Genomic DNA, 22405 nt, shown 5'->3' on the forward strand with positions numbered 1-22405 from the left:
GCTGGCTCCGCTAATCCTGCGTCTCGGACATCCGACCCTCAAGCATGATGGAAGGCGTTCGGCGTCCCGGTCATTCTCCGTCCGCGCGGGCATATAGACGATGCAACAGAGGATGCCGAGATGAAAATCATGATAGCGGGAGCAAGCGGTCTGATCGGAACGCAACTGGCGGCGGAGCTGCGGCGTTTGGGCCACGACGTCACGGCCGCATCTCTGTCGTTCGGAGTCGATACGGTGATCGGCAAGGGCATCGATGCGGCGATGACGGGAGCGGACGTCGTCATCGATGTGACCAATGCCGCGTCCTTTGGCGACAGTTCGGCGCTCGATTTCTTCAAGGCATCGACGAAGAACCTGCTCGCGGCGGCGGCGGAAGCCCGCGTCCGGCACTATCTCGCGCTTTCCGTCGTCGGCACGCCGCGCCTCGTCGAAAGCGATTATTTTCGCGCGAAAGCGGTTCAAGAAAATCTCATCAGGGCCTCGGCTCGCCCCTACACGATCCTCCGCTCGACGCAGTTCTACGAATTCATCAACGGCGTGATCGACATCGGTGCCGAAGGCAACGTCGTTCGTTTGCCTCCGGCCCCCATCAGGCCGGTCTGGGCTCGGGAAGTCGCGGCATTCCTGGCGGAATTGTCAGCCGGAGATCCCTTGGGCAATATCGTCGAGATCGGCGGCCCCGAACAGTTCGGCATCGACGACATCGCCCGCATCTATCTGTCCGCGAACGAGGACCCGCGACAGGTGATAACCGATCCTTCCACCTCGTATTTCGGCGTCGAACTGAGCGGTGATGTGTTGCTGCCTCATGTCGGCGCGCGCGTGGGGAGCCAGACGCTCTCCGAGTGGCTCTATAGGTCGATGGCGGCTTAGCGGCCATCTTGAATTTTGCCGAACGAAGTAATACCTTCTTCTTGGAGAGTATTACAGAAGGCGTTCGCTATGACCACCACCGTTACTGCGAAAGGGCAGGTGACCATTCCGAAGCCTGTACGGGACATGCTTGGCATCGTTCCTGGCAGCCAGGTCGATTTTCATCGTGCTGCCGACGGCAGTGTGGTTCTGACGCGCGCCGACAAGAAACGGCCGGCGAGCCGCTTCGAGAAGCTGCGCGGCCATGCCGGCAAGGGCCTGGATACCGACGCTATCATGGCTTTAACGCGCGGCGAAACGTGACCCTGGTTGATACCAATGTGCTCCTGGACCTCGTAACCGACGACCCGGAATGGTCCGACTGGTCTATTGCGCAACTCGAAGCCGCGAGTATCGAGGGTCCCCTGCTCATTAATGATGTAGTCTTTGCCGAACTTGCGGTTCGATACGAGAGGATCGAGGACCTGGAGGCCTTTGTGGAACAGGCCGCCCTCGAGATGATACCGATGCCGAAACCCGCCCTGTTTCTTGCCGGGAAGGTTTTCACGCAATATCGCAAAGCAGGCGGTACGCGCACCGGCGTACTTCCCGATTTCTTCATCGGCGCTCATGCCGCCGTGCAGGAGCTGCCGCTCCTGACGCGAGATGTCGGCCGCTATCGCCGCTATTTCCCCTCGTTGAAATTGATAGCGCCCGGTTCCTGAGGCGAAGACCCGCGTTATGGCAGATTCCAATAAATCTCCCTGCAGCCGGGGCTCAAGCTTTGCGCGGCCTCAACACTATTGACCGGTTGGCCTTCGCATCAAAGGGTGAATCCTGTTCTATTGAACAACCAGAGAATGATGCCGACCGAAACGGGGATCATGCTCCAGCGGTGCAGTGCCCCGCCGGCTCGACCTCCAGTCTATCGCGGCCCATGCGCCCCATCGAAGATATGCCGCGCCTTGGCCCTCGGCGCAGCGACGGAATGACGATTGACCAGTGAGCATTCGAGCTTCGTAATTGGATAGCGCTTGCCGGGCATGGTCTGAAGGTTGAGATGTTCAATCGCCCACTGACCCATGGCGAGGTGCGGAAGGACCGAAGTGGTCAGTGCCGGCACCAGATGTCTTGAAATTTCCTCATCGTCGTAGCCGACCACCGACATATCCTGGGGAATGCGAAGCCCGGCATCTTTGAGCGCTTCGTAGCATCCCACTGCAGTGCGATCGTTCTGGCAGAAAATGGCGGTGGGGGGGTCCTGCAAAGCAAGCAATTGCATCGTAGCGGCGTAGCCGGCACCGGCCGACCAGTCGCCTTCAACGACTAATTCTGGATCGAAGGGTATATCGGCGGTCGCCAGTGCACGGCGGTATCCCGTCAGCCGGTCTTGTGCAGCCTGCATCCAGATTTCACCAGTGATCGTCCCTATGCGATGGTGACCGTGCGCGATTAGATGCCGGGTGGAGCTCTGGCCTCCGGCGATTTCACTTGGCACCACGGCTGGAAAGGCATGATCCGCCGTGTAGCAGTTCAACAATACCGTCGGGATCTTGAGTTCGTAGACATAAGAAGGGAGTTGGACCTCTCTGGTATAGATTGTCATGTATATGAGCGCGGATATGCCCCCGTTCGTCAGCGCCCTGATCGCTTTTGGCTCCATGACAGGATCACCCAGCGTTTGGGTGACCAACAGCACGTTGCCCGTGTTCCACGACGCTTGGCGGGCGCCCTCGATTGCGACGATCGCTTCCGGGCTGGTAGCGAGCTGATCCACTGCGAAACCGATCACGTTGTCCAGGCCCGAATAAGTGGCCTTCATGGTATAGCTTGTCCCCATGTAGCCGAGGGCGCGCGCCGCCTCCAATACGCGGTCGCGAGTCTGCTGTGAGATGCGGGTACCGGGCGTGTCGTTGAGCACGAAGGAAACAGCAGCCTGCGAGCAGCCGGCCGCCGCGGCGATGTCCATCATGGTCACGCGGGCGGGCTTATCCATTTCAGGATTCTTTTGGGTCTTAGGCTTTCGCATGCGGGGGAATGATCTCCGGATCTTGGAAGGAGTTGCGTTTTAGGTAATTAATATTAGCATTTATCCGAAAGTGCTGGCAATCGCGCGATCACCTGCATTGCTTGGCGATCATCACTTCAAAACTTGATTCTAGTTATCCCGCGATGAAATGTTTTGATGTGCATTGATAATACTATTTACTAATTAAGATTCTTGTATACCGTCAGAGGGCGATCGGAACCTATGCCACTCGTCGCTTTTGCGGCGGCCCTTAGGAGGGGGCGCGCATTCGGCCGGCCGTAAATCGCAAACGGGCCCATGCGACTGCGGCCCCTCGGGAGGTATATTATGAAACAGCTGAAACGGAATGCAGCCTTGTTCCTTGCCGGGCTGGTACTGAGCGCGGCGCCGATTGCAGTATCCGATGCCGCCGACAAACCAACTCTTGCTTTCGTCGTCAACGGCGCGTCTGACTTCTGGAAAGCCGCGGAAGCGGGCGTGAAGAAGGCCCAGGCCGAATTGCCGGATTACCAACTGGAACTGAAGTACCCTGAGCAGGCATCGGTAGCCATCCAGCAGCGCCTGATGGAAGACCTCGTCAGTGCTGGCGTCAAGGGGATCATGGTTTCCGCAGTCGATCCCAAGACGCAGACCGAGGGCTTGAACAAGATCGGCTCACAAACAGCCCTCTTCACGACCGACAGCGACGCGCCGCAGACCAACCGCGTCGCTTATATTGGCTCGTCCAATATCGACGCCGGTCTGCAGGCGGCTGAAATCGCGAAGAAGGCAATGCCGGATGGCGGCAAATGCATCGGTTTTGTCGGGCTCCTCGGAGCCGATAATGCCAAGGAACGCATTCAGGGCATGAAGGATGGGCTTAAGGGGACGAAGATCGAGCTGACAGATGTGCGCGGTGACGATATCGACCAGACACGCGCAAAAAAGAATGTCGAGGATGCACTGGTTGCCAGCCCGGACGTGACCTGCATGGTCGGCTTCTACTCATATAACACGCCACGCATCTATGAGGCGCTGCGCGACGCCGGAAAGCTTGGTCAGATCACTGTCGTCGGCTTTGACGACGATCCGATCACGCTCGGCGGCGTCAAGGAAGGCACTGTCGCGGCAACCGTCGTGCAGCAGCCATTCGAATGGGCTTATCAGGGGATGAAGCTGATGGCTGCCTACCTCAAGGGCGACAAGTCCGGTGTTCCCAGCAACGGCTTGATCATCATTCCGACAGTGATCATCGGCAAGGATGACGTCGATAAATATGCCGCCAACTTGAAGGCCATGGCTGGAAAGTAATTCTCTTTCGCGGCGGGGGTACTCCCCGCCGCGAAAGACGTTTCATGCCGCAGCACCCGCAGTCATGGACAGGCAATGAATCATAGCTCAGACATCCCGTCACCGAACGCGCCTGCAACGCCGTTCCTTTCGCTTTCCGGCGTTGGCAAGACTTTTCCAGGCGTCGTAGCGCTTGACGGGTTGTCGCTCGACATCGTGCCGGGAGAGGTCATCGGCTTGGTCGGCGAGAATGGGGCCGGCAAATCGACGCTGATGAATATTCTTGGCGGCGTGATCGCTCCGGATCGGGGCACGATCCTGCTCGATGGCGCAGAGCTTCGCCACCTTACTGTGGAGACGAGCATCGCATCCGGCATCGCTTTTGTGCATCAAGAACTCAACCTTTTTGACAATCTCGACGTCGCCGCCAATATCTTCCTGGGCCGTGAGCCGTTGAAAGCGGGACCTTTCAAGTTTGTCGATCGTGCTCGGCTTCGAGAGATGGTGACCCCGCTCTTGAAGCGCGTGGGAGCACATTTTTCCGCCGACACACCCGTTGCGTTGCTTTCTCTTGCCGAGCAGCAGATGGTGGAAATCGCCAAGGCGCTGTCGATCAAGGCTCGGCTTGTCATCTTCGACGAACCCACTTCCAGCCTGCCGCTGGCCGAAACCGAGCGGCTGCTGAACATCATCACATCGCTGAAAGCGGATGGAATCAGTGTGATCTTCATCTCGCACCGTCTCCACGAGGTTGAGCGCGTAGCAGATCGGGTGGTCGTATTACGCGATGGCACGCTCGTAGGTACGCTCGCCAAGAAGGACATTGGCCATGATCAAATGGTCAAGCTGATGATCGGCCGGTTGCTCGCGGCCCGGACGGCAAAGCCGCAGCGTTCGCCAGGGCCGGTCGCATTGAAGGTAAACGGCGTGCGCACTGAGGCCTATCCCAGCCGCCCCGTTGACCTGGAAATAAGGTACGGAGAAATCCTGGGGCTTGCAGGCCTCGTCGGGTCTGGCCGCACCGAGCTTGCAAGGGTACTCTTCGGCATCGACCGGAGTTACGGCGGAGCCATTCTGCAGGACGGACGCCAAATTGCGATCGGTTCTGCTCGGGACGCTGTCGCCCGGGGCATTTTTCTGGTGCCGGAGGATCGCAAGCGCAATGGCATTCTTCTTGATCTTCCGATCGCCCAGAACATCACCCTTGCCGATCTTCCCAGGATTTCTAGCCGCTTCATGGTCTCCGCTGAACGGGAGATCGAGGCCGCTGAAAAGCAGCGTGTTCGTCTCGGGATCAAAGCGCCCTCCGTTTCGACGCGAACCGGCACTCTGTCCGGCGGCAACCAGCAAAAGGTGGTTCTAGCCAAATGGTTGTCGATGAGCCCGAGGGTAATGATCTTCGATGAGCCGACACGCGGCATCGATATCGGCGCGAAGAACGAAATCTACGGCCTGATGCGAGCGCTTGCTGATGCCGGTGTCGCGATCCTGATGATCTCCAGCGACATGGAAGAGGTGATCGGCGTTTCTGACCGCATCGCCGTCATGCACGAGGGCCAGATCGCCGGCATTCTCGAAGAGGACGAATTCAGCCAGGAAAGCGTCCTTTTGCTTGCTGTCGGCAAAAGCGTAAAATAGCGGCCGCGGCCATTATGAACGGGTATCGGAGATGGGTCTCGAATGATCAAGAAAGATCTTGGACTGCTGCTTTTGATCGTCGTTGTCGGCGTCGTCGTCGCCATCATCAACCCGCGCTTCTTGCTGCCGATCAACCTCGCGAACACCGCCAACCTGATTGGTCTGTTCGGCATCCTGTCGATGGGTCAGGCCTTTGTCATCATTACGGGCGGTATCGAGCTTTCGGTGGGCTCGCTCGTAGCGCTTCTTGGCGTACTGTTCGTCGATTTCATAGCGGTACAAGATATGCCCTGGACGCTGGCACTGCCGCTCATTCTCCTGCTCGGCGCCGTCATAGGCGCCGTCCACGGTTGGCTCATCACCCGGCTCAACTTGCAGCCCTTCGTCGTCACCCTTTGCGGCCTCCTGATCTATCGCGGGGCAGCGCGCTTCTATACGGCCGACGGAACGGCGGGATTTGCTTTCGGCCAGAATTTCCCGAAGCTTGAGTTTCTGACCGCCGGGCGGTTCTATGGCATTCCGAGCACCTTCATTGCGATGGTCGTCATTTCCGTGGCCATGTGGCTGGTGCTTCATCGCTCTGTCTTCGGACGTTATCTTTACGCGGTTGGAAAAAACGAAGAGGCTGCTCGCTATTCAGGTATCCGGACTGACCGCTTGGTTATGACGGCCTATATCATCTGCGGACTGCTTACGGCGCTTTCGGCGATCTATTTCGCCATGTACACGCGCTCGATCTCGCCGGCGAGCCATGGCCAGTTCTACGAGCTCTACGCGATCGCCGCCGCCGTGCTCGGCGGCTTTTCACTCCGCGGCGGTGAGGGATCGATCGTCGGGGTCGTGCTGGGCACAGTCCTACTGCAAGAGTTGCAAAACCTTGTAAACCTGCTCGGCATTCCTTCGTCGCTGAACTTCGCCGTCATGGGTGGCGTGATCCTCATTGGCGTCCTGATCGACCAACAATGGCATTCTATCCGCGCAAAGCGACGCCTCGTCTCCGCCGCACGGCAGACTGAATCCCGTCGTCCAAACGAAGGAACCTTGCCGGTGGTTGCTAACCGGGAATAGATGCGGCCACACTCGGCGAAGAGTTGATCGCCTGCTCGTTTCTGGAGCTCATGTCATGACCATTGAAGCCATGACCAACATTGGTCGACCGTGAACGCGGAACATCTTTTCACGTGTACCTTCCTTCCAAGGAGGGGGTGCGGCTTGAGAGATATCCATACGAAATCGATTGCGCAAACGTTTCGATGACGTTAGCGTGATCATATTCGCGGATCCCGGGAAAGCCTGTTCGAGTTGGTTCCGCTTGGGAGGATAATTTGAGCAGCTTCCTTGTAGTGCTGCTGGCGAAAGCCGGAGGGCACGCATGACCACTATTTCCGCGGTCGCAAGGGCGGCCGGAGTTTCTGTCTCCACGGTTTCGCACGTTCTTAACAAGACCCGCTACGTGTCGCCCGAAAAGGCGAAGCTCGTCATGGAGGCTGTGGACGCGATTGGCTACATTCCAAACGCCGTTGCGCGCTCGCTCAAACTCTCCTCGACAGGTACAGTCGGCTTGGCGATTTCCGCGATCTCGAACCCTTATTTCAGCGACATCATTTGCGCGATCGAAGCCGAGTGTTCCAAGAGAGGCTTGATCGCATTTTTGTGTGACACTCAGGACGATCCAGATCGAGAACTGGAGCTCGTCCGGCATTTGCATCGGCGCCGCGTCGATGGGATTATTCTTGCCCCTTCGGGCGATCCAAAAAGATCGTTGGACTACCTTATCGACTGCAATCTTCCCTGCGTGCTCGTCGACAGGCTCTCCGATGATCGTTTCGATCAGGTCGGGACCGATAACACGGCGGCTATTCGCATGCTGGTCGATCATCTCGTTGCACTCCATCACGAACGGATCGGAATCATCCTGGGTCAGCCGGGATTTGCGACGACCGTGGAGCGCACGAAGGCTTTCCGGGCTGCCATGGCGGAGAAGGGGATAGAGGTGCCGCCTGCTTTCATCAGCAATGGCAATAGCAGCACCGCAGACGCCACGGCTTCGACGCACCGGTTGCTGGAGCTGAAGGAGCCACCCACAGCAATCCTGGCCTCAAATAATCTTGCGATGATCGGCACCATGAGAGCCATTCGGGAACGCGGTCTACGCGTTCCCGTGGACATATCCGTGCTCGGAATCGATGATTTCGAATGGGCGGATTATTTCGAACCGCGCCTGACGCTCATGGCCCAGCCTTGTGACGAGATTGGTTACAAAGCAGCGGATCTCCTGATCCAACGGATCGGCGATAAACATCTACCTCGGCAGACCGTGCGCCTGTCGCCAGTCCTGCGTATCCGTCAATCGTGTGGAGAAGCAGCATGAATAATCAGGTTGTTCTTTCGGCGAAAGGGGTCACCAAGCATTTCGGCGGTGTTCAAGCGCTACGTGGCGTGGATTTCGATCTCAAAGTTGGAGAGATTCATGCCCTGCTTGGGGAGAACGGCGCGGGCAAATCAACATTGATGAACCTGATGTCGGGGGTGCATACGCCGGATCGGGGAGAGATCTTCATCAACGGAAACCCCGCGCGATTTTACACCCCCCGCGATGCACAAGCCGCAGGAATCGCGACGATCTTCCAGGAATTGGATCTCGTTTCGAGTTTGAGCGTCGCGGCCAATCTCTTTCTTGGTCGCGAGTTGGTCCATCGACACGGCATGCTGGACGGAAAGGCGATGTTGCGCGAAGCCCGCAACAGACTGGAAGCGATTGACCGTTCAATTGATCCGGCTCAGCTCGTAAGCGAACTTTCAATCGGCCAGCGCCAGGTTGTCGCCATTGTCAAGGCGCTGTCTTATGCGTCGCGTGCTCTGATTATGGACGAGCCAACAGCTGCCTTGACCGCTGGGGAAGTCGATCGCTTGTTCGAAATCATGCGCGGACTCGCATCATCAGGCGTAGGTATCGTCTATATTTCGCATCGGCTTGAGGAAGTCCCGCAGATTGCCGATCGAGTGACGGTGATGCGCGACGGTAGAGTAGCTGGCGTTACCGAACCGAACGCGCCGCAGGCCAAGTTGGTACAGCTTCTCGTCGGCCGTCCATTGAGCGAGCTTTACCCGCCTCGCTCCGGTCATGTCGGAGATGTGCTTCTGCGGATGCGGCAGGCCTCCTTCCGTCCGCATCGGCCGTCACCCGGGTGGCGGGCCCCATCTAAAATTGATCTGGATGTTCACCGCGGTGAAATTGTCGGTTTGGCTGGTGTGATGGGCGCGGGCCGGACGGAGCTTCTGAGCGCTCTGTACGGGACGGGCGTGCCGGGAAGATGGCAGGGCGAGGTTACAATTGACGGCAAACCGGCAAGGCTCAGATCCATCGCCGCTGCGCGCAGAGTTGGTCTCGCATTCGTAACCGATGATCGGCGCGGTGCCGGACTTATGTTGCGTATGTCTGTTGGCCTCAATCTGGTGATGTCGATCATTCGGCGGATATCGCCGAATGGCTTGTTGTCTGCGCGTCGACAGGACGATGCGATTAAGAACTCGTTCGGGAATTTCGACATTCGTCCGAAGAACCCCCGGATCGCGGTGGGTGCTCTTTCTGGCGGCAATCAACAGAAGGTCGTCCTTGCGAAGGAGGTATTGGGCAATCCCAGCTTGTTGCTTCTCGACGAGCCGACCCGTGGTGTTGACGTCGGAGCGAAGGGGGAGATTTACACTCGCCTGCGCAAATTTGCCTCGGACGGATTGGGCATTCTTGTCGCTTCAAGCGAAATGCCGGAGCTGATCGGCTTATGCGACCGAATAGTGGTTCTCCGCGACGGCTGCAGCGTTGCCGAATTTTCCGGCGGCGTGGGCGAGCATGAGGTTCTGGCCGCTGCCAACGGGAGGGAGGGATGATGTCCGAACAGCAGATCACGTCCAATCCAGCGATACAGCCTGCTAAGCGTATTGATCCGCTTGCTGTGATAGTGCGCTTCCAAAGCCTGATCGGCCTTGTGCTGGTCTTTGCCGGCGGCATCATATTCTCTCCCCGCCGGCACGGCGTTATCCTGTTTCTCCAGCCCGACAACATCGCCAACATCGTCCGCGCGGTATCCGAAACCGGCATCATCGCGATCGGGATGACGTTTGTGATCATCACCGCCGGGATCGATCTATCGGTCGGGGCGACCCTTGGTCTTGCGAGCGTTGTTACTGCAACGTTGATGGTCTCTGGTGGCTTCGGGCTAATTACGACGGTTGTGGCGGTGCTCCTGATGGGAACTTGTTTCGGGTTGGTCCAAGGAGCAATCTCAAGCAAGTTTCGGCTCGAAGCATTCATCGTGACCCTTGCGGGGCTGCAGGCTGCTCGAGGCCTGGCACTCGTGGTCTCGGGAAATCAATACATCAATATATCGTATGGCGAGGGGCCAGGCCTTGCTCCGCCGATCTTCGCAATCCTGGGCGGCCGTCTGTTCGGCAACGTCGTTCCGGTAGCCACCATCGTCTTTCTGATTTTCGCCTTCATCGCCACGATCCTTCTCAATACAACGCGGTTCGGCCGTTACGTCTATGCGGTTGGCGGAAATGAGCGTGCCGCCCGCATATCGGGCGTTCCTGTCTCGGCGATCAAGATCGCCGTCTATGCCATAACAGGCTTTGCATCCGCGCTAGCCGGCATCGTCCACGCCGGCCAATTCAACTTCGGTAGCGCCAATGATGGCACCGGATACGAATTGACTGCCATCGCCGCCGTGGTGATTGGAGGAACCAGTCTGTTTGGCGGCGCGGGTTCCATGGTCGGAACGATCGCCGGCACGATCATGCTGGGTGCCTTAGCCAATATTCTGCAGCTCAACAACATCACGCCAGCGATGCAATTGCTTGCCACGGCGGCAATCATTGTCTTGGCGGCAGTCCTTCAATCCCTCGTTCGTCGCCGCGAAGGGTTGGGCAGGTAATGTGGCGGCACCTCCCGGAAGGTGGATCCGGGATCAATGTGGAGGAGAAAGCAATGATACGGACTACATTTCAGTCATCAAATACCTGGCGAATCCTGCTACTGGCCTGCTCTTGCGTCGGTTCTGTGAGCGTGGCCCAAGCTGCCGATCCGCTCGTGAAGGCTTGCGCCAAAGACGGCGAATTCGTCATCGGCTTCTCGCAAGCCAACAACGCTGAGCCATACCGCCAGCATGTCAACGATGAGCTGGAGGCGGCCGCCAAGGCGGTCCCTCAGTTTACGCTGCAGATTGCCGACGGGGCCGGCAATGTGAACACTCAGACATCACAGGTCGACAATTTCATAACGCAAAAGGTTGACCTCCTGTTGATATCGCCTTTCGAAGCGGCTCCGCTTACCCCTGCCGTCAAGCGGGCAATGGACGCGGGTATCCCGGTCATCGAACTCGATCGTAAGACGAACGGTGAAGCCGGCAAGGACTACACAGCTTTCATCGGTGGCGATAATTACAAGATTGCTTTGGCAGCCGGCGAATATACGAGCAAGACGCTTCTTCCAGATGGCGGCGAGGCTGCCGTGCTGGAGGGGCTGCCGAGTTCGACACCGGCCGTCGAACGGCTGAACGGCTTCAAAGATGGTGTGAAGGCCAATCCTAAGATTCAGATCGTTGCAGAACAGGCAGCTGACTGGCTGCCGGACAAAGCGCAAACGGCTTTCGCGGCTATGTTGCAGGCTCATCCCGATATCAAGATGGTCTATGCCAGCAACGACATGATGGCGGCCGGTGCGCTGCTTGCTGCAAAAGGCGCCGGCAAGAGCGTGAAGATCATCGGCACCGACGGCTTGCCTGGCCCTGCCGGCGGGATTGAAGCGGTCGCGAAGGGTGATTGGTCCGCGACCTTTACCTATCCCACGGGCGCGAAGGAAGCGATCGACATGGCAAAGTCGATATTACTCGATTGCGCCTCGTCGGTGCCGGCAACCGTAACAGTCGACACCACCGCGATTACGCCTGATAACGCCAAGCAGATGATGGGTAAATAAAACCCGACACTCCCCCGGCCGGCCGCGTCCGATCGGCCGGGTGGTGACATAAACGGCCACGACATTCGAGTGGAGGAACGTTGCTGCGTCCAACATAAGAATGTGAGCATCAATCAAATCGTTGTCGGCATCGCCAGCGACAAGCGGCAGGCCTATCTGCAGTTCGTGCTCTTGAATCTCAGCGCTGACAGAAGCAAAAGCGTCGAAATTGATTTCGAGGCGCTCGTGCGCTCGGTCAAGCTCGATCCTTCCGATCGGGATTTCGATCTCATCCCGACGAACGATGATGGCGAACTCGACGGCGTCTTTACCCATCTCGATACCGGCGTCCGTCCAAATGTCTTCGGCTGCGTCGACCTATATTCCGATAGTGAGATTACCGTGTTCGATCCGAATGGTATGTTCAGCACGGAACTGCCGAAGGGGGCCGGAGCATTACCGAGCATTGCAAGGACAATCCCACCGATTGCGGCCTTTATAAACTCGCCGACGGGGGCTTCTTCTCTTCGGCTGTGTCGCTCGAAATGCGCAGCGTCACTTCTGCCTACGGCACGATCGAGGTCGAGACGAAGCCATTTTCGAAGAAGGGCGATGACCTGGTGATCGACGCAGATGATTACCGGGCGGTGCCGCCATTCGAGGACGGCGCAACGCTTGACGGCGAATGGGTCTACAACTTTGCGTCAAGTGGCATGACCGCGACCTCCTCGGGATCGGTCGCCACCAGCCACACGCTGACGCTGCGCAAGAACGGCACTTTCGAACGCACCCGCTGGTCCGGCGCCTCGATGACCAGGGAGGTCGGTGGGTCGCGGACGGGTGTGACCACGTCCGGTGACCGGCCCGGCTCCAGCGTTATAGGCTTTCGGACTATCGCCTCGACCTGACCGATACGCATAGCAAGATGGAGAGCCTGAGCATTTTCGAACCGGACAAGGGTTCCGACGGGCTCTTGGTGATCAACGGCAACAACTACCTGAAAGATGACGGGCAATAGTCGGGTCGAACCCTTTCCGTCCTGCCGGCGGCCCGCAAAGTTTCAATGATTTTCATATGGATGTTGAGCATGCAGGCCTTGCCTGTCGGCATCTCGGGCGGTGCGAATCACCGCCATCCAAGCCGCCAAACCTGCGTTTTTCGGAGCCTGTTTTGCCGGCTCTGATGCGCGTTTTGGTTAAGCATTTGTAATTCGGTCACGAATCGCGGCATATAGTAACTGCGCAACTGAAGCGCTTTCGTTCAAAATTGCGCAGTTACGCAGGAAAGAGATCATGCAACCGAGTCTTGCTCTTCAAGATGATCAAGAGCACCTTCCGTCGCTTCTGGCAACGGATGCGAAGGAGTTATCCTATCAACTTCAGCAGCATCAGGCCAAAATCTTTCCCCCTCTGTCGCAAAAGACGATCAGGACATTTTCTCCGGCGGAGGCTGCGGCCTTCATCGGCATAGGCGAAGGTTATCTCCGGCAGGTGGCCGCTGACGGCCATGGACCGGATCCGCTGGCAAACGGACGCCGGCTCTATAGCGCAACCGACATGGACCGGATCCGCCGGGTCCTCGACGAGCGGAACGGGACGCCGAAATACGTGCCGGCCCGCAGGCCGGGCGAAAAACTCCAGATCGTTTCCGTGATGAATTTCAAGGGCGGCTCGGGCAAGACCACGACCGCCGCCCACTTCGCGCAGTTCATGGCGCTCCGGGGCTACCGCGTACTCGCCGTCGACCTCGACCCGCAGGCCTCCCTGTCTGCTTTGTTTGGCCATCAGCCGGAGTTCGACGTCGGCGAGGGCGAAACGATCTACGGTGCGATCCGCTATGACGATCCGCGCTCGATCGCCGACATCGTGCGCGCCACCTATACGTCGAACCTGCATCTCATTCCCGGAAATCTCGAACTCATGGAGTTCGAGCACGAGACGCCGAAGGCCATGGCATCGGGCACGGCGGAGACGATGTTCTTCGCCCGCATCGGCGAGGTGCTGACCAATATCGAAAGCCTTTATGACATCGTCGTCGTCGACTGCCCGCCGCAGCTCGGCTTCCTGACGATGTCGGCGCTCTGCGCCGCGACCTCGGTGCTGATTACGGTTCACCCGCAGATGCTCGACGTCATGTCGATGTCGCAGTTCCTGACGATGACGAGTGAATTGATGTCGGTCGTCGAGAAGGCCGGCGGGCGCACCAGCTATGACTGGATGCGCTATCTCGTGACGCGGTTCGAGCCGAATGACGGGCCGCAAAGCCAGATGACCGGCTTCATGCGGGCGATCTTCGGCAATCGCATGCTCCACAACGCCATGGTGAAATCGACGGCCGTTTCCGATGCCGGCGTCACCAAGCAGACACTCTACGAAGTCGAGCGTTCGCAGTTCACACGCGGAACCTATGATCGCGCGCTGGAGTCGCTGAACCTCGTGAATGGTGAGATCGAAGCGCATATTCGCTCCACCTGGGGAAGGAGATAGGATGGCGCGCAAGAACCTCATCGAAATTTCCGCGCCGAGTCCGGCAAGGGTGGAAGCGGTCGCGCCGCGCGACAATCGTCCGATTGCCGGCTTCGTGCCGCAGGAGCGCAGCGGCGGGCCGGTCGGCGGCATCACCAAGACGCTCGGCAACATTACCGAGAAGATGGAGCGGGCGAGCGAGCTGGAACGGCAGCTTGCGGCCGGCCAGATGATCGTCGAGCTCGATCCCGGGCTCATCGACGGCTCCTTCGTCAGCGACCGCCTGGCGATCGATGCGGCTGAACTCGCCGAGCTGGTCGAGCAGATCCGCGAGCATGGGCAGCAGGTTCCGATCCTCGTGCGTCCGCATCCGGAAGCCAGGGGCCGCTATCAGGTCGCCTATGGCCATCGCCGCCTGGCGGCCACGAGAGAGATCGGCATCAGGGTGCGCGCGGTCGTCCGCGACCTGACCGACGGCCAGCTGGTCGTCAGCCAGGGGCAGGAAAACAGCGCCCGCACCAATCTCTCCTATATCGAGCGTGCGCTTTTCGCGTCGCGGCTCGAGGAACGCGGCTTTGCCCGCGACGTCATCATGGCGGCGCTGAGCGTCGACAAGGCGGCGCTGTCGAGAATGCTGATCGTGATACGGCAGGTGCCCCTGGCGCTCATCAACGCCATCGGGGCTGCGCCTGATATTGGCCGCCGACGCTGGCTGGAACTCGGCGAGCGGCTGGAAAATGCCGATGTCGATAAGATCATCGCGGAGTTGTCCGCGGACGACGCGCGCGGAATTTCGAGTGACGAGCGGTTTCACCGGGCATTCGTTCTGGCAACGAAGAAGGCTGCGGCACCGAAGCCGGCGGCGAGTAAATCAGAAATCAGCGGCGTGCCGGTAATGGTCAAAAAGACAGGGTCCGGCGCCACTTTCGTCTTCGACGGCAAGACCGCGCCCGGGTTCGACCAATTCGTCCAGGAGCGGCTGCAAGGCCTGTTCCAGGAGTTCAAAAAGTACAGAGGAGCGTAGCGCGCAAAAGAAAAAGGCCCCCAACGACGCCGTCGTGGAAGCCCTTCTCAGATCTTAAGCACATCGAGAATCGCATTTCCACGAATCACAGTCAAGCGTCTTAGGCACCAAAGTGGTGGACTGTTTTCTTTTGCCTGAACGAAGGTGAAGGCAAATGGAGAGTGGATATGTGACGACGCCCTTTGGGCGGCGGCCGATGTCGCTCGGCATGCTGGCAAGCCAGCAACTGGCCGAGACGATCGAGCCGGGGATGAAACGCAGCAAGTGGAAACTGTTCAGGGCGATCTGCGAGGCGCGGCCGGCGCTTGGCGTGACCGATCGGGCGCTGACGGTGCTCGATGCGCTGCTGACCTTCTATCCCGATGACGAGATTTCCGAGGAGAAAGGCCTGATCGTCTTTCCCTCGAATGCGCAGCTTTCGCTTCGCGCCCGGGGTATGACGCCGGCGACGCTGCGGCGGCATCTTGCCGTGCTGGTCGAGGCCGGCCTGATCCTGCGCAAGGACAGCCCGAACGGAAAGCGTTATGCGCGCCGCGACAGGGAAGGGGAGATCGGTGAGGCCTTCGGCTTCAGCGTCGCGCCACTGCTGGCGCGCGCGGCAGAGATCGAAACCCTGGCCGCCGAGGTGGTTGCTGACCGAGAACTTATCCGGGTGACCAGGGAGCGCCTCACCGTATGCCGGCGCGATATTTCCAAGCTGATCGCAGCAGCGCTCGATGAGGCTGTGCCCGGCGACTGGGAGCAGATGTCGTTGATGTTTCGCGATCTCGTGTGCAGGATTCCGCGCGTGGCGGGTCGCGAGGAATTGGCTTCCTTGCTCGACGAGATGGGCCTGTTGCGCGATGAAGCCGTCAACTTGCTGGAAAGACATATAAAATCACAAAAAATAGACGCCAATGAGTCTCAAACTGAGCGCCACAAACAGAATTCAAACCCCTATTCCACATCTGAACTTGAACCAAGCTTCGAAACGAAGCAGGGCGCGAAGCTGACGACCGATATTAACCGGGTCGCCGGGCCGCAGGACGAGCAAAGATTGAGACATCCGGCATCTGCCGGCGCAATGAGCGGCAGGAAATCCGGCGCGGCTGAACCGGCGGCGGGACATACGCTGAAATCCTTCCCGCTTGGTCTGGTTCTTCAGGCCTGCCCGCAGATTCTCGATTATGGGCCGGGTGGAACGATCGGCAATTGGCGCGACCTGATGTCGGCTGCCGTCGTCGTCCGCTCGATGCTCGGCGTCAGCCCCTCGGCCTATGAAGAAGCCTGCGCCGGCATGGGGCCGGAAAACGCCGCGACGGTGATCGCCTGCATTCTGGAAAGGGGCGGACACATCAATTCGCCCGGCGGTTATCTCCGCGATCTCACCCGGAGGACCGAGAGAGGCGAATTTGCGATCGGCCCGATGCTGATGGCCCTGGTGCGGGCAAATGGTGGAGTGCGGCGCGATGCCGGCTGACGGACTTCGGCTGCTAGGCCGCGCGTGCATCGGAAGTTGGTCGGTCAACGCGGCGGCGCGGTACTTTCCCGCAGGATCAGCTCGACCGGCCACAATTCGTGGATCTCGTCCGCGGCGCGCCCGGCGATAAGCTGTAGCGTCAGCTCGGCGCAACGTGTGCCCGCGGCACGCATGGAGGATCGTGTGGTCGAGAGCGACGGGACCATATTTTCAGCCGTCAGATAGGGAAAGACGTCGTCATGGGCGATGACGGAAACATCCTGCCCCACCGTCATTCCAAGCGAACGGACGGCGCGGTAGACACCAAGCGCCGTCATCGTGGAACCGGCAACGATGGCGGTCGGGGCATTGGCGCTCTCCAGAAAAGAGCGGGCATGGCGAAAGCCGCTCTCGTCGGAGAATTTGTCGCAGACCATGAGGTTGGGATCTGCGGTGAGCCCACGCTCCTGATGGGCGATCCGAAAACCCTGTTCTCGATGAATCGAATAGGTCTTGCCCCGCAGCCCATTGATCATCGCAATGCGGCGGTGCCCGAGATCGAGCAGGTGTTCGGTCACTCTGCGCACGGCATTTTCATTGTCGATATCGAGCCACGCATGAACGTGATCGGTCTCCGAGCGGCCGTGGACCAGAAACGGCACGCCCAAGCTGTTCAGCATCTCGATCCGAGGGTCCCTGGGGCGGGGCGAATGAATGATCACGGCGTCCACCCGGCGGCTTTCGACCAGGCGCCGGTAGGCCTGTATCTCGTCCTCGTCATTATGCGCGGTAATCGGTGTGATGAGAATATCCGTATCGGTGGTTTCCAGGCGTTGCGCCATGCCTGACACGAATTCAGCGAAATGAATTTCTCCCGAACGCCCCATCATGACGCCGATCGCTCCGGCTCGCCCGGTCTTCAGGCGCACGGCATTGATATCGGGGCGATAGCCAAGCCGCATTGCTTCGCTTGCAACCCGGGCGCGCGTGGCTTCGCTCACCTCCGGATAGCCGCTGAGTGCACGGCTGACCGTTGTCGGAGAAAGCCCAAGCTGCTTTGCAAATTCGCGAAGTTTCATCGATGTCTTCTTTGGCTGGGAAATCAATGGACGATGCGTTGATGATGCGCAACGGGCAAGTGGCGTTTCAGTTCATATTGAAACCGATTTCAATTATGTGGCGTTGCTGTTTTGGCTGCAAATGCCGAATTTACGCCCTTATCCGCGCAGCATGGCCATTATTATCATACAAATACAACCAGCAGAGGCTGGTTTTGGTGTCTTGACGTCATCAAAGCCTTCTGCAATGTTTCGTTTGCCAAATCGATTTCAATTTCTGGGAGGAGATTATGAAACAGTTTGCTCTGGCCTTGTCCGCGCTTGGCCTCGCTATCGCGGCCGGCCCCATCCACGCCGCAGAAATTTCGTTTGCCGCGAACACCACCGGGAAAAACGTCGAATTCCTGAACAAGCAGCTTGCGATTTTTGAGAAGGAGACCGGCAATCAGGTGAAGCTCGTCACCATGCCGTCATCGAGCAGCGAGCAGTTCTCGCAATATCGCTTGTGGCTTGCCGCAGGCAACAAGGATATCGACGTCTATCAGACCGATGTCATCTGGGCGCCGCAGCTTGCCGATCAGTTCATTGATCTGAAGGAGGCCACCAAAGACGTGGCCGGCCAGTTCTTCTCGTCGATCATCGCCTCGCAGACTGTGAACGGCCGGCTCGTGGCGCTGCCGTTATTTACCGATGCTCCGGCGCTGTTTTATCGAAAGGACCTGCTCGAGAAATATGACAAGCAGCCGCCGAAGACCTGGGACGAGATGGCCGCAACCGCCAAGGAGATTCAGGACAAGGAACGCCAGGCGGGCCAGAAGGACCTCTGGGGCTATGTCTTCCAGGGCAACTCCTACGAGGGCCTGACCTGCAACGCGCTGGAATGGGTGAAGTCGTCGGGGGGCGGCCAGATCGTTGAGCCGGACGGGACGATCTCGATCAACAACGACAAGGCGGCAGCAGCGCTCGAACGCGCCAAGGGGTGGATCGGCACGATCTCGCCGCCCGGCGTGCTCGCCTATCAGGAAGAAGAATCGCGCGGCGTCTGGCAGACCGGCAACGCCGTCTTCATGCGCAACTGGCCCTATGCTTATTCCCTCGGCAACGGAGCCGATAGTGCCGTCAAGGGCAAGTTCGACGTGATGACGCTGCCGGTTGCGGCCGCCGGCGACAAGCCATCCTCGACACTCGGCGGCTGGAACCTGGCGGTGTCGAAATATTCCGAAAAACAGGAAGCGGCCATCGCGCTCGTGAAATTCCTGGCGTCGAAGAATGTGCAAAAGGCTCGCGCCATCGAGCTGTCCAATCTGCCGACACTGAGCGACCTTTATGACGACAAGGATGTCGCCACCGCACAGCCCTTCATGCCGAACTGGAAACCCATTTTCCAGGATGCGGTGCCGCGTCCTTCGGCGACTGCCAAGGTAAAGTACAACGAAGTGTCCTCGAAGTTCTGGACGGCCGTGCACAACACGCTGTCCGGCAGCGGCTCGGCTGCCGAGAACCTCGAGCTCCTCGAAGCCGACCTGACGACCCTCAAGGGCGATGCCTGGTGAGTAGCGGGACCGGCGGCCGAGAGGTCGTCGGTCCAGTCTCCGCAGCGCTAAACGGGAAGGCGTTTCATGACTGAAATCGTAGCTCCACAAGCAGTCGAACAAAGGGTTTCCAACCTCAGAGCCTCTACGGAACTGCGATCCGAGCGCATTCGATCGGCCTGGGTGTTTCTGGCGCCGACGCTGTTGATCCTGGCAATCGTCGCCGGCTGGCCACTCTTCAGAACCATCTATTTCAGCTTTACCAATGCGTCACTCAACGACCTCGGCAATGCGCAATTCGTCGGCTTTGCCAATTATCTGTCGTGGGTGACGTTGAAGAGCGGAAGGACCGTCTATCGGGGGTTGCTGGCCGATCCGGTCTGGTGGAATGCCGTCTGGAACACGGCCAAATTCACCCTCCTTTCCGTCGCGATCGAGACTATGCTCGGGCTGATCGTCGCACTGGTGCTGAACGCACAGTTCGTTGGGCGTGGAATCGTTCGGGCCGCAATCCTCATTCCGTGGGCGATCCCGACCATCGTTTCGGCCAAGATGTGGGCCTGGATGCTCAACGACCAGTTCGGCATTCTCAATGATGTTCTGCTCGGTTTCGGCCTGATCAGCGAGAAGATCGCCTGGACCGCCAATCCCGAAACGGCGATGATCGCCGTGTTGATCGTCGACGTCTGGAAGACGACACCGTTCATGGCGCTTCTGATCCTTGCCGGGCTGCAGATGGTGCCGGGAGACATCTATGAGGCCGCCAAGATCGACGGCGTCAATCCAGTCAAGGTTTTCTGGCGTCTGACGCTGCCGCTGATCCGGCCTGCCATCATGGTTGCCGTGATTTTTCGGATGCTGGATGCGATGCGCATCTTCGACCTGATCTATGTTCTGACGCCCAACAATGCGCAGACGAAGACGATGTCGGTCATGGCGCGCGAGAACCTGTTCGACTTCGATAAGTTCGCCTATGGCGCCACCGCCTCGACGGTGCTCTTCCTCATCATCGCGTCCGTCACCGTCTTCTATATCTGGCTCGGCCGCGTCAAGCTCGGCGGGGAGGAACGCTGATGCTGCTTTCGATCACCAAGAACACACTCTTCTACCTGCTCGTGACGATCATCGTCATCATTGCGGTTTTCCCGTTCTACTATGCGATCCTCACCAGCCTGAAGACCGGCACGGCCCTTTTCCAAGTTGATTATTGGCCGACCTCGATCTCCTTCGGCAACTATGCTTCCGTGATGGGCCAAGGTAGCTTCGTCCGCAGTCTTGCAAATTCCGCGATGATCGCCTGCGTCGTGGTGTCAGCATCGCTGTTGCTTTCGATCACCGCTTCGTTCGCTTTGGCCCGGGTGAATTTTCGCGGACGGGCACTGTTGATGCTGACTATCCTTTCGGTGTCGATGTTTCCGCAGATTGCTGTTCTTGCCGGCCTCTTCGAACTCATCCGATGGATCGGCGTCTTCAACACGCCCTTCGCGCTGATCTTTTCCTACGTGATCTTCACGCTGCCCTTCACCGTCTGGGTGCTGACGACCTTCATGCGGGAATTGCCGATCGAGATCGAGGAGGCGGCGATCGTCGACGGCGCCTCGCCATGGGTCATCGTCACCCAGGTGTTCATGCCGCTGATGTGGCCGGCGCTGGTGACGACCGGTCTGCTCGCTTTCATCGCCGCCTGGAACGAGTTTCTTTTCGCGCTGACGTTCACATCCTCGGATACGCAGCGGACCGTGCCGGTCGCCATCGCTCTGCTGTCGGGCAACAGCGAATTCGAAATTCCCTGGGGCAACATCATGGCGGCTTCGGTGATCGTCACCGTGCCGGTTGTCGTGCTTGTTTTGATATTCCAGCGCCGGATCATTTCGGGGCTGACCGCCGGCGGCGTCAAGGGTTGAGGGAGTAGGACATGGCAGAAATCCGATTGGAAAATATCCGCAAGAGCTTCGGCGCTTTCGAGGTGATTAAGGGTGTGACGATGGAGATCCGCAGGGGCGAGTTCATGGTGTTCGTGGGGCCGTCTGGATGTGGCAAGTCCACGCTGCTGCGGCTCATCTCCGGGCTCGAGGACATCACCTCGGGAACCCTCGCTTTCGACGGTGAGACGGTAAACCGGCACGCGCCGTCGAAGAGAGGGATCGCCATGGTGTTCCAGTCCTACGCGCTCTACCCGCATATGACGGTCTTCGACAACATGGCTTTCGGCATGAAGCTTTCCGGGAGCAACAGAGACGAATGCCGCCGGCGCGTTGAGCAGGCGGCCGGTATGCTGCAGCTCTCGTCCTTCCTGGACCGCTTGCCGCGACAGCTTTCCGGCGGACAGCGTCAGCGCGTCGCCATCGGCCGGGCGATCGTGCGCGATCCCAAGGTTTTCCTCTTCGACGAGCCGCTGTCCAACCTCGATGCGGCGCTTCGCGTCGCGACGAGGCTCGAGATCGCCAAGCTTCATCGCAGCATGCACGGCACGACGATGATCTATGTAACGCATGATCAGGTCGAGGCCATGACGCTGGCCGATCGGATCTGCGTGTTGAGGGACGGCGTCGTCGAGCAGATCGGCACGCCGCTGGAACTTTACGAAAGCCCGAATTCGGTCTTCGTCGCCGGTTTCATCGGTTCGCCGAAAATGAACTTCCTGTCGGGCGGGCAGGCGCAGCCCTATCACAGCCATACGATCGGTGTGCGCGCAGAGCATGTGCGCGTCACGGCGGAGTCGCCGGTTTGGAGTGGCACGGTCATCCATTCCGAAATCCTCGGTTCCGATAGCTTCGTTTACTTGGATATCGGGGCCGATGAACCGCTTGTCGTGCGGGAGGCCGGCGTCTCTCGACATGAGCCGGGCCAAACGCTTGGCCTCGCGCCACTTGCCGGTCACATCCACCGTTTCGACCGGTCGGGCCGGGCGCTCGAACGTGAATCCATGCGGGCTGCCTGATCTTTCAGGCTCGATGTCCTTCCCAGGCTCGATCCGCTTCAGCTACAAGGAGAAAGACGTGACTATACGCACCGTTGTGTGGGGTGAAAACATCCACGAGAATACCAATGCGATCGTCCGGGGCATCTACCCTGAAGGCATGCATACGACGATCGCCAATGCGCTGAATACCGATGCCGGCATCTCGGCGACCACGGCGACGCTGC

At 58.9% G+C, this 22405-nt stretch carries 19 protein-coding genes and 2 pseudogenes; 19 read left to right on the forward strand and 2 right to left on the reverse strand.

The genetic code is table 11. From position 1 onward, the window contains the following. Nucleotides 1-120 precede the first annotated feature (120 nt). From HJC04_RS25520 to HJC04_RS25530, 3 genes are all read left to right on the forward strand, one after another. On the forward strand, nt 121-873 hold the full coding sequence (locus HJC04_RS25520; RefSeq protein WP_221147413.1) for an SDR family oxidoreductase: 753 nt from the start codon (nt 121-123) through the stop codon (nt 871-873). 69 nt (nt 874-942) lie between these two features. Continuing rightward, entirely contained in the window at nt 943-1176 is a 234-nt protein-coding gene (locus tag HJC04_RS25525) for an AbrB/MazE/SpoVT family DNA-binding domain-containing protein (RefSeq protein WP_064693019.1), read from the forward strand. After that, a complete protein-coding gene (locus HJC04_RS25530; RefSeq protein WP_210631890.1) occupies nt 1173-1577 on the forward strand; it encodes a type II toxin-antitoxin system VapC family toxin in 405 nt (134 codons plus the stop codon). The genes HJC04_RS25525 and HJC04_RS25530 overlap by 4 nt, the downstream gene beginning before the upstream one ends. Before the next feature lie 200 nt (nt 1578-1777). Here the strand turns inward: HJC04_RS25530 and HJC04_RS25535 are convergent, their stop codons facing one another. Continuing rightward, nucleotides 1778-2881: a LacI family DNA-binding transcriptional regulator gene (locus tag HJC04_RS25535; RefSeq protein ID WP_210631891.1), complete on the reverse strand. Its 1104-nt coding sequence runs from the start codon at nt 2879-2881 to the stop codon at nt 1778-1780. A gap of 327 nt (nt 2882-3208) precedes the next feature. On the opposite strand from HJC04_RS25535, the gene HJC04_RS25540 reads away from it, so the two are divergent. The 11 genes and pseudogenes from HJC04_RS25540 to repC all read left to right on the forward strand — a co-directional run bounded on the left by HJC04_RS25540 (nt 3209) and on the right by repC (nt 16689). Then, on the forward strand, nt 3209-4171 hold the full coding sequence (locus tag HJC04_RS25540; RefSeq protein WP_210631892.1) for a sugar-binding protein: 963 nt from the start codon (nt 3209-3211) through the stop codon (nt 4169-4171). Nucleotides 4172-4246: 75 nt separating this feature from the next. Next, complete coding sequence (locus HJC04_RS25545; RefSeq protein WP_221147414.1) at nt 4247-5788, forward strand: sugar ABC transporter ATP-binding protein; 1542 nt, start codon at nt 4247-4249, stop codon at nt 5786-5788. Between the two features lie 42 nt (nt 5789-5830). After that, on the forward strand, nt 5831-6856 hold the full coding sequence (locus HJC04_RS25550) for an ABC transporter permease (protein WP_221147415.1): 1026 nt from the start codon (nt 5831-5833) through the stop codon (nt 6854-6856). Nucleotides 6857-7160: 304 nt separating this feature from the next. Beyond that, entirely contained in the window at nt 7161-8159 is a 999-nt protein-coding gene (locus tag HJC04_RS25555; protein ID WP_210631895.1) for a LacI family DNA-binding transcriptional regulator, read from the forward strand. Further along, nucleotides 8156-9676 carry a sugar ABC transporter ATP-binding protein gene (locus tag HJC04_RS25560; RefSeq protein WP_210631896.1) on the forward strand — a complete coding sequence of 507 codons (1521 nt, stop codon included), beginning with the start codon at nt 8156-8158 and terminating at the stop codon, nt 9674-9676. Before HJC04_RS25555 ends, HJC04_RS25560 begins: the two co-directional genes overlap by 4 nt. After that, nucleotides 9676-10719 (forward strand): ABC transporter permease, encoded by a 1044-nt coding sequence (locus tag HJC04_RS25565; protein WP_210632205.1) that lies wholly within the window; start codon nt 9676-9678, stop codon nt 10717-10719. The genes HJC04_RS25560 and HJC04_RS25565 overlap by 1 nt, the downstream gene beginning before the upstream one ends. A gap of 53 nt (nt 10720-10772) precedes the next feature. After that, the gene (locus HJC04_RS25570) at nt 10773-11762 is read left to right on the forward strand and encodes a substrate-binding domain-containing protein (protein ID WP_221147425.1); all 990 of its coding nucleotides are present in this window, start codon (nt 10773-10775) and stop codon (nt 11760-11762) included. Between the two features lie 6 nt (nt 11763-11768). Then, a pseudogene (locus HJC04_RS25575) lies at nt 11769-12759 on the forward strand (hypothetical protein); the annotation flags it as partial. A gap of 274 nt (nt 12760-13033) precedes the next feature. Beyond that, nucleotides 13034-14227 carry a plasmid partitioning protein RepA gene (gene repA / locus HJC04_RS25580; protein ID WP_221147416.1) on the forward strand — a complete coding sequence of 398 codons (1194 nt, stop codon included), beginning with the start codon at nt 13034-13036 and terminating at the stop codon, nt 14225-14227. Nucleotide 14228: 1 nt separating this feature from the next. Continuing rightward, nucleotides 14229-15230 carry a plasmid partitioning protein RepB gene (gene repB / locus HJC04_RS25585; RefSeq protein WP_210631898.1) on the forward strand — a complete coding sequence of 334 codons (1002 nt, stop codon included), beginning with the start codon at nt 14229-14231 and terminating at the stop codon, nt 15228-15230. 154 nt (nt 15231-15384) lie between these two features. After that, on the forward strand, nt 15385-16689 hold the full coding sequence (gene repC, locus HJC04_RS25590) for a plasmid replication protein RepC (protein ID WP_221147417.1): 1305 nt from the start codon (nt 15385-15387) through the stop codon (nt 16687-16689). 44 nt (nt 16690-16733) lie between these two features. Here the strand turns inward: repC and HJC04_RS25595 are convergent, their stop codons facing one another. Continuing rightward, nucleotides 16734-17747, reverse strand: coding sequence for a substrate-binding domain-containing protein (locus tag HJC04_RS25595; protein WP_210631900.1), 1014 nt, complete (start codon nt 17745-17747; stop codon nt 16734-16736). Between the two features lie 269 nt (nt 17748-18016). Between HJC04_RS25595 and HJC04_RS25600 the strand changes: the two genes are divergently transcribed. From HJC04_RS25600 to HJC04_RS25620, 5 genes and pseudogenes are all read left to right on the forward strand, one after another. Further along, complete coding sequence (locus tag HJC04_RS25600; protein WP_221147418.1) at nt 18017-19279, forward strand: ABC transporter substrate-binding protein; 1263 nt, start codon at nt 18017-18019, stop codon at nt 19277-19279. A 66-nt stretch (nt 19280-19345) separates the two neighbouring features. Next, nucleotides 19346-20332 (forward strand): carbohydrate ABC transporter permease, encoded by a 987-nt coding sequence (locus tag HJC04_RS25605; protein WP_221147419.1) that lies wholly within the window; start codon nt 19346-19348, stop codon nt 20330-20332. Continuing rightward, nucleotides 20332-21162, forward strand: coding sequence for a carbohydrate ABC transporter permease (locus HJC04_RS25610; RefSeq protein WP_221147420.1), 831 nt, complete (start codon nt 20332-20334; stop codon nt 21160-21162). The genes HJC04_RS25605 and HJC04_RS25610 overlap by 1 nt, the downstream gene beginning before the upstream one ends. An 11-nt stretch (nt 21163-21173) precedes the next feature. Beyond that, nucleotides 21174-22199, forward strand: coding sequence for an ABC transporter ATP-binding protein (locus HJC04_RS25615; RefSeq protein ID WP_210631904.1), 1026 nt, complete (start codon nt 21174-21176; stop codon nt 22197-22199). A gap of 58 nt (nt 22200-22257) precedes the next feature. Further along, nucleotides 22258-22405, forward strand: a pseudogene (locus HJC04_RS25620) (trehalose utilization protein ThuA); the annotation flags it as partial.

This window comes from Rhizobium sp. NLR8a, from assembly GCF_019685235.1.
GTDB lineage: Bacteria > Pseudomonadota > Alphaproteobacteria > Rhizobiales > Rhizobiaceae > Rhizobium.